The 13,268-nt window shown below is 29.0% G+C and carries 8 protein-coding genes; 2 read left to right on the forward strand and 6 right to left on the reverse strand.

The window, feature by feature from the left end:
• Positions 1 to 122: 122 nt before the first annotated feature.
• From MKD41_RS11605 to MKD41_RS11630, 6 genes are all read right to left on the reverse strand, one after another.
• A complete protein-coding gene (locus tag MKD41_RS11605; protein WP_240242456.1) occupies positions 123 to 1,487 on the reverse strand; it encodes an OmpA family protein in 1,365 nt (454 codons plus the stop codon).
• A gap of 120 nt (positions 1,488 to 1,607) precedes the next feature.
• The gene (locus tag MKD41_RS11610; RefSeq protein WP_240242457.1) at positions 1,608 to 2,969 is read right to left on the reverse strand and encodes an OmpA family protein; all 1,362 of its coding nucleotides are present in this window, start codon (positions 2,967 to 2,969) and stop codon (positions 1,608 to 1,610) included.
• 118 nt (positions 2,970 to 3,087) lie between these two features.
• Complete coding sequence (kbl, locus tag MKD41_RS11615; RefSeq protein ID WP_240242458.1) at positions 3,088 to 4,281, reverse strand: glycine C-acetyltransferase; 1,194 nt, start codon at positions 4,279 to 4,281, stop codon at positions 3,088 to 3,090.
• A 32-nt stretch (positions 4,282 to 4,313) separates the two neighbouring features.
• A complete protein-coding gene (locus MKD41_RS11620; RefSeq protein ID WP_240242459.1) occupies positions 4,314 to 7,478 on the reverse strand; it encodes a UvrD-helicase domain-containing protein in 3,165 nt (1,054 codons plus the stop codon).
• Between the two features lie 90 nt (positions 7,479 to 7,568).
• On the reverse strand, positions 7,569 to 8,174 hold the full coding sequence (locus MKD41_RS11625) for a transporter (protein ID WP_240242460.1): 606 nt from the start codon (positions 8,172 to 8,174) through the stop codon (positions 7,569 to 7,571).
• A gap of 169 nt (positions 8,175 to 8,343) precedes the next feature.
• Entirely contained in the window at positions 8,344 to 8,778 is a 435-nt protein-coding gene (locus tag MKD41_RS11630; protein ID WP_240242461.1) for a TerB family tellurite resistance protein, read from the reverse strand.
• A 196-nt stretch (positions 8,779 to 8,974) separates the two neighbouring features.
• Between MKD41_RS11630 and mfd the strand changes: the two genes are divergently transcribed.
• Positions 8,975 to 12,349 carry a transcription-repair coupling factor gene (mfd, locus tag MKD41_RS11635; protein WP_240242462.1) on the forward strand — a complete coding sequence of 1,125 codons (3,375 nt, stop codon included), beginning with the start codon at positions 8,975 to 8,977 and terminating at the stop codon, positions 12,347 to 12,349.
• Complete coding sequence (locus MKD41_RS11640; RefSeq protein ID WP_240242463.1) at positions 12,350 to 13,207, forward strand: DMT family transporter; 858 nt, start codon at positions 12,350 to 12,352, stop codon at positions 13,205 to 13,207. It abuts the gene before it with no gap.
• Positions 13,208 to 13,268 lie beyond the last annotated feature (61 nt).

Genomic DNA, 13,268 nt, shown 5'->3' on the forward strand with positions numbered 1-13,268 from the left:
AGACTATCTAAAAGTTTAAAACTTTCAAATAGCCTTTTATTTTATGCATTAAATAGAAATATTTTTTATTAAAAATTACTCAATTTAAAGTTAATTGACTTTAAAAAGCCAATGTAAACTAATTATTTTATTAGTTTAATATCTACCCTTCTATTTGCAGCTCTACCCGCATTATACATATTACTTTCTACAGGTTGTGTTTCTCCATAACCTTTTGCAGTTAAATTACTAGATGAAACTCCTTTAGATACTAAATAATTTTTTACAGCTTGTGCTCTTTCTTCTGATAATTTTAAATTGTACGCATCGTTACCAATACTATCTGTATGACCAGAAATTGCAAATTTTGCAGTAGGGTATTTTACTATAATTGCAATAGCTTCATTTAATTTTGCAATAGTTTCAGATTTAAAGCTTGCTTTATTAGTTTCAAAATACACTGTTTTAAACAATTCTTCTAACTTAGCAATATCTTTAACACTAACTTCTGGACAACCTTTATTAGATGCAGAACCTGCAACTTTAGGACAATCATCATCTTTATCTAATACACCGTCACCATCAGTATCTGGCCAAGGACATCCATTATTAGCAGCTGGCCCAGCTACATTAGGACATTTATCTTTAGAGTCTATAATACCATCATTATCTGTATCAGGACAACCATTATTTGCTTTTGTTCCTTTTACATTAGGACAATCATCATCTTTATCAGCGATACCATCACCATCAGTATCAGGACAACCGTTTAGAGACTCTAAACCAGCTACATTAGGACAATCATCTTTTGAATCTATAACTCCATCGTTATCAGAATCTGGACATCCATTATATTCAATTAATCCAAATACTTCTGGACAAGCATCAACGTCATCAAAAACACCGTCGTTATCAGAATCTGTACCACCAAACTTAATAACTAAACCTAATGAATGTTGGAAATGTTGTACAATTTTACTTTCAAAAGCATGTTTGTATTTAGATTCTAAATTAAGACCTAAATTATCGTTAAACCAAATGTTAAATCCTAGTGCTCCATTAAAAGTTCCTGTGTCATGGTCACCCATCCAAATATAACCACCACCTAAAGATGCATACGGATCAAACCATCCTGTTTGCCCAAACGCATTATTTAAATCGTACTTAACAGCACCATCTAAAGCTAAGTAAGAAGTGCTACTGATACTATTATCACCAACTTTTTTAATTCTATTTAAAGATCCGGCAGCTTCTACACTAAAACCATCAGTTAAATATCTACTAACCGTTATTTTTGAAATAGATGGAATTATATTATAATGATCATCAACATTTACAAATTCCTCAAACCATGAACCATGTCCAGTTAATCCAGGATTGGTAGGGTAAAAATCAACGGCATTAATTCCAAATCCTATTGAATAAGGATTATTTTTGTCTTGAGCATGTATAGATGCTAATCCAATAATTAACAACAATGTTGTTAAAACAATTTTTCTTTTTCTCATGTTACTTTTTATTTTAATTTATACTTTTTCTTAATTATTACAAATTTATAAATATTAATTTATAACGCACCAAAAAGCCACCCTTAAAGGGTGGCTTTTTATATTATATTTAAAATAAATTTATTTTATTTGGTTGATTTCAACTCTTCTGTTATTAAATCTTCCTTCACGAGTAGCATTAGAATCTATAGGTGCTGTTTGACCAAAACCTTGAGTAGATAATCTATTAGCGCTTACTCCTTTATTTACTAAGTATGCTTTTACTGCATTAGCTCTATCTGCAGATAAAGTCATGTTTCTAGCAGCAGAACCTGTACTATCTGTATGACCTTCTACTGAAAATCTAAATTGTAAATTTTGATTTTGGTTTAAAATTGTAGCAACATTATCTAAAATAGCAGCTGCATCTGGTCTGATTACAGATTTTCCAGTATCAAAGTTAATACCTCTTGCAGCTTGATTTACAGTTTCTTGATCTACAAATACTTCTGGACAACCTTCGTTAGAAGCAGGACCAGGAACCTCAACACATCTGTCAATAATGTCTATAACACCATCTTCATCAGTATCTTTATAAGGACAACCTGAGTTACCTTTTGGACCAGGAACTTCTGGACAAGCATCATCTCCATCTGCAACACCATCTCCATCTTTATCTGGACAACCGTGTAAAGCTTTTAAACCAGCAACTGTAGGACATTTATCTTTAGCATCTGGAATTCCATCTCCGTCAGTATCAGGGCAACCATCAAATTCTGGTAAACCAGGAACATCTGGACATTTATCACAACAATCAGAAACACCATCTTTATCAGCATCTGTATCTGGACAACCACCAAACTCAGCTAAACCAGCTTCATTAGGACATTTATCTTCTTTATTGCTTACACCGTCACCATCAGTATCTTTATTTCCTAATTTCCAAACAATACCAACAGAATGTTGATACATATCAAAATCAATAGGAGTATTTACTTTTTTGTAACCTGAAGTAAAGTTAATACCTACATTATCACTAATCCAAGCATTAAAACCAGCTCCAACATTTAAGCTTACACCGTTTTCAGTACCAACCCAATTTTCACCAACACCAACATATAAGAATGGATCAAACCAACCTGTTTGTCCAAATAAATTATTTAAATCGTATTTTGCATTTAAGTCTAAACCAAAAAATGTTACATTAGCAGATGACCCCCAAGGTTTATCAACTTTATTTAATGATCCAGCAAGTTCTGCGCTAAAACCACTTCCTATGTATCTTGTTACAGCAAATTTGCTTAACCATGGAACAGCATTAACATCGTTTCCATTAAAATCATAAGATCCAAAATATCCAGATGTTGCATCAGAAGAAGTGCTAATATCAATAGCATTTACTCCTAAAGAGAAGCCCCAAGGATTTTCTTTGTCCTGAGCATTAGCATTGCCAAGGGACGTAATTAATAACAAAGCCAATACGGCAATTTTTAAATGTTTCATTTTCAGTGAATTAAATTAAATGTTCTTTTTATTTTTTAAGTAAAATAAGCTACCTTTACATAACTATTGAAGCAAATTTACAAAATATTCTTAAATAGAGAGCAATAATACAATAAATCTAAATAATTTTCAACAATTTACCAACATTTATAAAGGCTTGTATGGCTTTATCTAAATGTTTTTTATCATGAGCTGCAGATAGTTGAACTCTAATTCTTGCTTTTCCTTTTGGTACAACAGGAAAAAAGAATCCAATTACATAAATTCCTTCTTCTAGTAACATATTTGCCATATCTTGAGATAATTTCGCATCATATAACATTACTGGAACAATTGCAGAATCACCTTTTACAATATCAAAACCTGCTTTAATCATTCCTTCTTTAAAATAATTAGTATTCCACTCTAACTTATCTCGTAAAGTGGTGTCTTCTGAAATCATTTCAAAAACTTTTAATGAGGCTCCTACAATTGCTGGTGCTAAAGAATTTGAAAATAAATAAGGTCTAGATCTTTGACGTAATAATTCAATAATTTCCTTTTTACCAGTGGTGTAACCACCCATTGCGCCTCCAAGTGCTTTCCCTAAAGTTCCGGTAATAATATCTACGCGCCCCATTACGTTTTTTAACTCAAGAGTTCCTCGTCCAGTTTTTCCTATAAAGCCTGCAGCATGGCATTCATCAACCATTACTAAAGCGTCATATTTATCGGCTAAATCACAAATTTTATCTAAGCTTGCTACAACGCCATCCATTGAAAAAACACCATCTGTTACTATAATTTTAAAACGGTAATTTTGTTTATTTGCTTCAATTAATTGTGCTTCTAAATCTGCCATATCATTATTTTGATACCTGTATCTTGCAGCTTTACATAAACGAACTCCATCAATTATTGATGCATGGTTTAAAGAATCTGAAATTATAGCATCTTCTTGAGATAATAATGGTTCAAAAATACCACCGTTTGCATCAAATGCTGCTGCATATAAAATGGTATCTTCAGTTTTATAAAAATGAGCTATCGTTTGTTCTAATTCTTTATGAATATCTTGTGTTCCACAAATAAAACGCACAGATGACATTCCAAAACCATGTGAATCTAACGTGTTTTTTGCTGCTTTTATAACTTCAGGATTGTTAGACAAGCCCAAATAATTATTAGCGCAAAAATTCACAACTTCTTTTCCTGTGTTTAACTTTATAACCGCATCTTGAGATGATGCTATAATACGTTCAGATTTATACAAACCTGCTTCTTTAATTTCTTGAAGTTCTTTTTGTAAATGTTGTTGTATTTTACCGTACATAATAATTTCCTTTTTTACAAATTTATAATTTTTTAGACTTCTGAAATAGTAATTTCAGTATTAATATAAACAAGAATTTTTTTAACAATTATATAATTTAAATTTTCTAAGGTAGCAGCATATTTTAAAAGCTGTTGCCTATGTGTTTTTTCAGGATTTCCAGTTTTATAATCTATAATGGTAGCCTTATTATTATCTAAAATTAATCTATCTAAAATAATACTTTTTTTATCTGAAGTAATAATTTCTTGTTCATTATAAACCTCATAGCTATCATTATAATAGGTCTTTAATTGTGGGTGATTTACAATAGAATTTAACACTTCTATAATTTTATGTTCATCGTTTTTAGAAATTGTACCATTAAAAACATATTGTTTTATAACATCGTCAATATCGTTTTTAGTTATTATTTTTGATAAAATTTCATGAATTAAATTTCCGTAACCTATTGCTTTTCCTTGTTCTGTATCCCATAATAACGATGAGTTTGCTACAATAGAAATATTATGGTTTTTCCAAGAGTTTGAAATAAAAGCTGTTTGTGTAATTGTATTGCTCTTTTCTTTTACCGGAATAGCTGTTCGTTCTGGGTTTCCAAAATTATATTCTAAAGTTTCAGAATTCCATAAACTTTGTTGTTTCAAATAATTTATAAACAAACTTGACGTATATCTAATTTCACTTTTTGTACTGTTTTTATTTTCTGAAACTATATACAATTGCTCTACAGGTCTTGTTAAAGCAACATATAAGATATTAAAATTATCTAACTCTAAAGCTTCTTTACGTTCTTGAAACAAATGCTCTCCTTGTTTACCTATAAAATTTAATTTTGAACTATAATTTACCAAAAAAGTGTCTATTTCACTTATTTCTGGTTGTTTATACCAAACTTTTGGTTTAATCTGATTGTAAATATCAATATCATACGGATAAATTACAACTGGAAATTCTAAGCCTTTTGCTTTATGAATTGTCATAATTCTAACTGCATTTTCAGCTTCAGGAGCAACAATACTTAATTTATCTTTTTTTAATTCCCACAGTGCTAAAAAATCATCTATTGAAGGTTGCTTTTTTTGTTGATATTCAAATACAAAATCTAAAAAAAATTGCATATCTGAATCGGATTCTGGAGTTAAATTAAAGCTTCTAATTATGTATTCAAAACTCTCATAAAATGGAATTTGTAAATATTCTTGATAACTAAAAAAGAAATTATAATCTTTTAAACCTTCAAAAAAACTGTTAGTATCTAAATCTATAAAACTACTTAAAAACTCATGTTTTGGCGTTTTTAATTGTAAATAATTGTATAAAAAATAGAGTACTTTAGCTTTGTATTCTTTGTTTAAAGGGTTGTTTATTATATTTAAAATTGAAATTATAAAATTTACCCTTTCGTTGTTTTTTAACAACAAGGTTTCCGAAGATATAATCTCTATATTATTTTCAGACAAATAATTTGCAATGGCAATACCTTGTACTTTTGTTCTAACCAATACACACACTTCATTTTTTTGAAAAGCTGTATCTAAATTTTGAATAATTTCTAGTACCTTTTTAGGATATACCAAATCCTTTTCTTCATCATCTTTGTCTTTTTCTACAAATGCTAATTGTACAAAACCTCCAATACTATCTGTGGTTTTTTGTGAATTTCCTTCAACATATAAATTACTATAACTTTTATTGACTAAAAACTGAGAAATAAATTTAAAAAAACCATTATTGAATTCTATTATTTCTGAATAACTTCTATAATTAGTATCTAAATTAGAGAGTTGTTTTTCTACATAAAACGGATTGTTTTCTTTCTGACCTTCATTTAAAGAAAGTGCAATAAATTGTTCTGGATTTCCACCACGCCATCTGTAAATAGATTGTTTTGCATCACCAACTAACAATAGTTGTCCGGTTTCTCCCAATTCGTTTTCAGATGTTAATGCATTTTCAATTAACGGAATTAAATTATTCCATTGTAATTGCGAGGTGTCTTGCATTTCATCTAAAAAATAATAACGAAATTTCTCACCTAATCTTTCATAAATAAATGGAGCTGGTTCGTCTTTAATTGTGTCGCTTATTAGCTGATTAAATTCGGCGTTTAACAGAATATTATTTTCTTGTTTTATTTCTTGAAGTGCTGTATTTATATAATTTAAAACCGCTAACGGAATTAAACTTTCAACCAAAATACTATTTAAAATATAGGTTCCGTAAACGGCTTCAAACAGTTTTTTTGAAGTGTAATAAAGTGCTACTAATTGTGGTTTTATTTCATCTATTAACTGTTTTGAAGCAGCATCACATTTAGCGGCATATAAATTTTTATTTTCTTCAATAGTTTTATTTAATCTACCATCGAATTTTATAACTCCAGGTTTTTGTTGTTTAAATTTTTGAAGTTTTGTAAAGTGATTTGGAACATCTCCAGAATTACCAAAATCCTTAATATTTATTCCATATTGTTTAATAATTTCAAGTGCTTCAGTTCCAATATCATTAAATTGTTTTTCAATTTTTTTATTTGCTGTTTGAAGCTTCGTTTTTAGACTTTTAAATTCTTCAATAGAAATATTATTTAAAGATTTTAAATGACTAGTATGATTTTCATTCAAAATAATTTTCGCAAAATCTTTTAGTTCCATTGCAATGTCCCAAGATTTATCATCGTCTAATTTTTGAACTGCATAATTTACAAGTAACGTTGTAAGCTCTTTGTTTTCACCAATTTTAGAAATTACAATATCAACCGCTTCATTTAATAAACTTTCGGCATCCATTTCCACATCAAAATTCATTGGTAATTTTAAATCGTGTGCAAAAGTTCTAATTATTTTATGGGTAAAACTATCTATTGTAGTAATATTAAAGGCTCCATAATTCTGTAAAATAGCATTTAATATTGTTTTAGATTTTTTTATAATAATGCCTTCATCTAAATTTGTTTCTTCACAAATTATGGTGCGCATATTGTTGTTTTCTACATTTGAAAAACTTTTTAAATTTTGAATAACACGCTCTTTCATTTCACCAGCAGCTTTATTGGTAAATGTAACGGCTAAAATTTGTTGAAATTTAAACGGATTATCGCTAAGTAAAAGAATTTTTAAATACTCTTTTACCAGTGTAAATGTTTTTCCACTTCCAGCAGAAGCACTGTATATTTGGAAATTTTTTGGGTGTTGCATTTATAAAAATTATAAACGCAAGTTAACAAATTTAAAAAGTTTTATAACAGTTATTATTGAATTTACACTAAAAGAAAATATGTATAAAAACTATCTTCCGTTACGCCAATTAAATCTTTTTCTACTATTCCATTTATACCTTCTTTGTGCATTTAATTTCATAACTACACTAAATGAATAGAACATATGTGGTTTTAATTGATAATCTGGCGAATTGTATTTGTAACCACCTTGAGCATTGAGGCCAAAAGAATCAGAAAACCAGTAATTTGCACCTATTCCGGCATTTACTGTACCTCCACTTCTATCAGCAAAAGTATAACCTCCCCCTGCATAAATAAAAGGAGTAAAATAATTTTCTGGATTAACAAGACTATATTGTAGGTTTCCATCTATAGCATAGTAAGATATTGCATCTATTTCAATATCTCCATATCTGGTTATTTCATTTACCGAAAAAGAAACATCTAAAGAAATTCTGTTTTTCCAATAACGTGTTACATTAATCCTTGGAGCAAAAACATTCCAATGATCTTCTGCATTCCAAATCTCATTAAAAAATCCATCTTGATTTCCTGTGGAAGGATCTAATCCCGGAAAATGTGTAGGATTCAATACTGGAAAGTAATCTACGGCATTTATACCTATACCAATAACCCACTTATTAAATTGATCTTGTGAATATGCAGTTTTCACAAAAACTATGTTAATAAAGATTACTAGTAATATATATTTTAACAATCCATTTTTCATAATAATTATAAAGGGGGTTTGTTGATTACTAATGTTTTATAACGAAAATAATTATAATAAATTGTATTTATTATAGGGGTAATTATTTTACATTACCATTTATAATCTAAAATTATTGCTTGTTAACTTGTTTTATTGCTTCAGTAAAATCTTCTAAATTATTATCTTTTAAAATTAAATGTATAGCTTCATCTGCAATTTTTTCGGCATTATTTATTGGAAATCCTAAACCAACACATATTTTTATTAAAACACTTGCCTCTTCTTTAGATACAGACCCATCAGCATAAATCATTTTTGCCAAATCGTATAAATGCTCTATTCTATCGTTGTAATTATGAAGCCCTTTTACTGAATATTTTTCAGGATTTTTAATTATACTATTGTATAATTCTTCAGAAATAATCAATTTATCAGCTAATTTTTTTAACAATTTTTCTTCTCCCTCCGTAATAATATTATCAGCTAATGCTAATTTTACAATACTTGAAAAATGACCTATTCTTCGTTCCTCATCACCACTAAATTTGTAATTTAATACAGACATAAATAATATTTTTTAGAAGGCAAATATAAATAAACCAATATAACAATCGCAATTTATAAAATAAATATATCATTAATACTTTATTAGAATTACTTTTTTATTAAATTTTTAATTACGTTACTACTGCTTACGGAAAAATTAGTATTCTTTTTTTGATTTTCTATAAAATGCTACCTTTGACCAAAATTTGTAATAATTGAGCACCCAAAATATTATAAAAACCTACGAACAAATTGTTGAAAATAAACAATTAGTTCAACTGCTTTTAAAAGAAAAACAACAAATCCAAATCTCGAATTTGGTTGGATCATCGTTGTCTTTTATTATCTCAGAAAGTTTTAAAGAAACCGATAAACAGTTCTTATTAATTTTTAATGATAAAGAAGAAGCTGCTTATTATTTAAACGATTTAGAACACTTATTAAACGATAAAGATGTACTTTTTTATCCAGGTTCTTACCGTAGGCCTTACCAAATTGAAGAAGTTGACAATGCCAATGTTTTATTGCGTTCTGAAGTTTTAAACCGTTTAAATTCTAGAAAAAAACCAGCTTTAATTGTTACCTATCCAGATGCCTTGTTTGAACAAGTTGTTACAAAAGCCGAATTAAATAGAAACACTCTTAAAATTGGTGTAAACGACAATTTAACCCTCGATTTTGTAAATGAAGTCTTGTTTGAATACCATTTTAACCGTGTAGATTTTGTTACCGAACCTGGTGAATTTTCTGTACGTGGTGGTATTATTGATGTATTTTCGTTTTCTAACGACGAACCTTACAGAATAGAATTTTTTGGAGACGAAGTAGATAGTATTAGAACTTTTGATGTAGAAACCCAACTCTCTACCGAAAAGCTAACAAAAGTTAGCATAATGCCAAATGTTGAAAATAAAACCTTAGATGAAAAACGCGATAGTTTTTTAAAGTACATTTCTCCTAAAACCGTTGTTTTTACTAAAAATGTAACACTTTTTACCGATAGATTAACCAAACTTTTTACAAAAGCCGAAGAAGCTTTTGAACAACTAACAACCGCTATTAACCACGCAAAACCAAGTGAACTTTTTTGTAATGGCGAACTTATAAAAAAACAATTACAAGATTTTACAACAGTAGAAATTGTAAACGCACTTCAAACAGGAGTTAATACAAAAACACAACAAAAAATACTTAAAAACAATGAAAATAATGTTGTAATTTTCAATACAAAACCTCAACCTGCATTTAATAAACAATTTGATTTATTAATTGAAAATTTTCATCAAAATTCTGAAAAAGGATATACCAATTACCTGTTTTGCGATTCTCAAAAACAAGCCGATCGTTTTCATGATATTTTTAAAGACCATGATACAGAAATTGAATACAAAACCATTGTTTTTCCATTATACCAAGGTTTTATAGATGTTGATAATAAATTAGCTTGTTATACCGATCATCAAATTTTTGAACGTTATCATAAATTTAGATTAAAAAATGGCTACGCTAAAAAACAATCTATAAGCTTAAAAGAACTAACAAATCTAGAAATTGGAGATTTTGTTACGCATATAGATCACGGAATTGGAAAATTTGGTGGACTTCAAAAAATAGATGTTGAAGGGAAAAAACAAGAAGCTATTAAACTTATTTATGGAGAACGCGATATTTTATACATTAGCATTCACTCGCTTCATAAAATTTCAAAATACAACGGAAAAGATGGTAAAGCGCCTAAATTACACAAATTAGGCTCTAAAGTTTGGAAAAATCTTAAACAAAAAACCAAATCTCGTATTCGCCATGTTGCTTATAATTTAATTGAATTGTATGCTAAACGAAAGTTTCAAAAAGGCTTTCAATACAGTCCAGATAGCTATTTACAACACGAACTAGAAGCTAGTTTTTTATACGAAGACACACCAGATCAATCTACTTCTACACAAGATGTAAAAAACGATATGGAAAGTGAACAGCCAATGGACAGATTGGTGTGTGGAGACGTTGGTTTTGGAAAAACTGAAGTTGCTATTAGAGCTGCTTTTAAAGCTGTAGACAACGGAAAGCAAGTCGCTATCTTAGTACCAACTACTATTTTAGCTTTTCAACATTTTAAAACTTTTAGCGAACGTTTAAAAGATTTTCCAGTAACTGTAGATTATTTAAACCGTTTTAGAACTGCAAAACAACGAAAAGGTGTATTAGAAGGCTTAGAAAAAGGCTCGGTTGATATTGTTATTGGTACGCATCAACTAACAAATGCTTCTATAAAATATAAAGATTTAGGACTTTTAATTGTTGATGAAGAGCAAAAATTTGGTGTTGCTGTAAAAGACAAACTAAAAACCATTAAAGAAAATATAGATACGTTAACATTAACCGCAACTCCAATACCTAGAACCTTGCAATTTAGTTTAATGGCTGCACGTGATTTATCGGTTATAAGCACACCGCCACCAAACCGTGTTCCAATTGAAAGTAATGTAATCCGTTTAAATGAAGAAATTATTCGTGATGCTATTCGCTATGAAATACAACGTGGTGGACAAGTATATTTTATTCATAATAGAATTGAAAATATTAAAGAAGTTGCTGGTTTATTACAACGCTTAATTCCAGATGCTAAAATTGGTATTGGCCACGGACAAATGGAAGGTAAAAAGTTAGAACAATTAATGCTCTCTTTTATCAATAATGAATTTGATGTATTGGTTTCAACAACCATTATAGAAAGTGGTTTAGACGTGCCAAATGCCAACACCATTTTTATAAATAATGCCAATAATTTTGGACTTTCAGATTTACATCAAATGCGCGGTAGAGTTGGACGTTCAAACAAAAAGGCTTTTTGTTATTTTATTACGCCGCCATACCATATGATGACAGACGATGCCAGAAAACGTATTGAAGCAATTTCAATGTTTACCGATTTAGGAAGTGGAATTAATATTGCAATGAAAGATCTAGAAATACGTGGTGCTGGAGATTTATTAGGTGGTGAACAAAGTGGTTTTATTAACGATATTGGTTTTGATACCTATCAGAAAATTTTAACTGAAACCATAGAAGAATTAAAAGAAAATGAGTTTAAAGACTTATATAAAGACGATTTAGACAAGCCAAAAGAATATGTAAAAGAAATTCAAATTGATACAGATTTTGAAATTCTATTTCCCGATGATTATATCAATGTAATTTCAGAAAGATTGAGCTTATATAATAAATTAGGAGAACTTAAGACCGAAGAAAAATTAAAACAATTTGAAGTAGAATTAATCGATAGATTTGGAGAACTTCCAACGCAAGTGGTAGATTTATTAAATAGCGTTCGTATAAAATGGATTGCCAAAAAATTAGGTATAGAACGTTTAATTTTGAAGAAAAATAGAATGTTGTGCTATTTTATTTCAGACCAACAAAGTTCTTATTACCAAACACCAACTTTTACAAGCGTGTTACAATATTTACAAAAAAACCCTACAACCTGTGTAATGAAAGAAAAAGAAACCAAAGCAGGTTTACGATTATTACTTACTTTTATAAAAATTACATCTATTAAAAAAGCTTTAGAAACACTTCAAAAAATTTAAATGAAAAAGCAGCAATTAAAAAATATATTCGATCTTAATATTGCTGTTATTTTAATGAGTACTTCTGGCGTTTTAGGAAAGTCTATTTTATTTCCACCAGAAATTACAATTTGGTGGAGATGTCTTTTTACCGCTTTTATTATTGGATTATTTTGTTGGTATAAAAAATACAATTTAAAAATAAAAAGTAAAAAAGACGCTGTTTCATTACTTTTAAGTGGTTTTTTATTAGGAGGCCATTGGGTTACTTATTTTTATGCTTTACATCTATCAAACGTTGCTATTGGTATGCTCTCATTATTTACATACCCAATAATAACAACGCTTTTAGAACCGCTCTTTTTTAAAACAAAATTAAGTAAATACCAATTAGTATTAGGAGCAATAATTATTGTTGGAATCTATTTTTTAACTCCAGAAATGAATTTTGATAACAACGATACTAAAGGTGTTTTAATGGGAATTCTTTCTGCTTGTTTTTATGCGGTTAGAAATATTATTACCAAAAGAAATGTACATCATTACAATGCTTCTATAGTAATGCTTTATCAATTAATTGTAGTTGTTTTAATTTTATGGCCTTTTAGCATTACTTACAATTATGTAGATACTTCAAACTGGATTAAGATTGCTTCTCTAGCATTAATTACAACCGCATTAGGACATACTTTATTTGTAAATAGTTTTAAAAATTTTACTATTAGTACCGCAAGTATTATGGGAAGTATGAGCCCTATTTATGGAATTATTTTAGGAGTTATTTTCTTATCTGAAATTCCTTCAACAACCACATTATTTGGTGGCGCACTTATATTGGCTACCGTTTTTATAGAAAGCATTAAATCAACCAAAAAGTAAGTTTTAAACTACAGCAATAACTTATTTAAAATAGCAGTAACTTTGCGTATCATAAATTATT

The organism is Lutibacter sp. A64 (genome assembly GCF_022429565.1).
GTDB lineage: Bacteria > Bacteroidota > Bacteroidia > Flavobacteriales > Flavobacteriaceae > Lutibacter.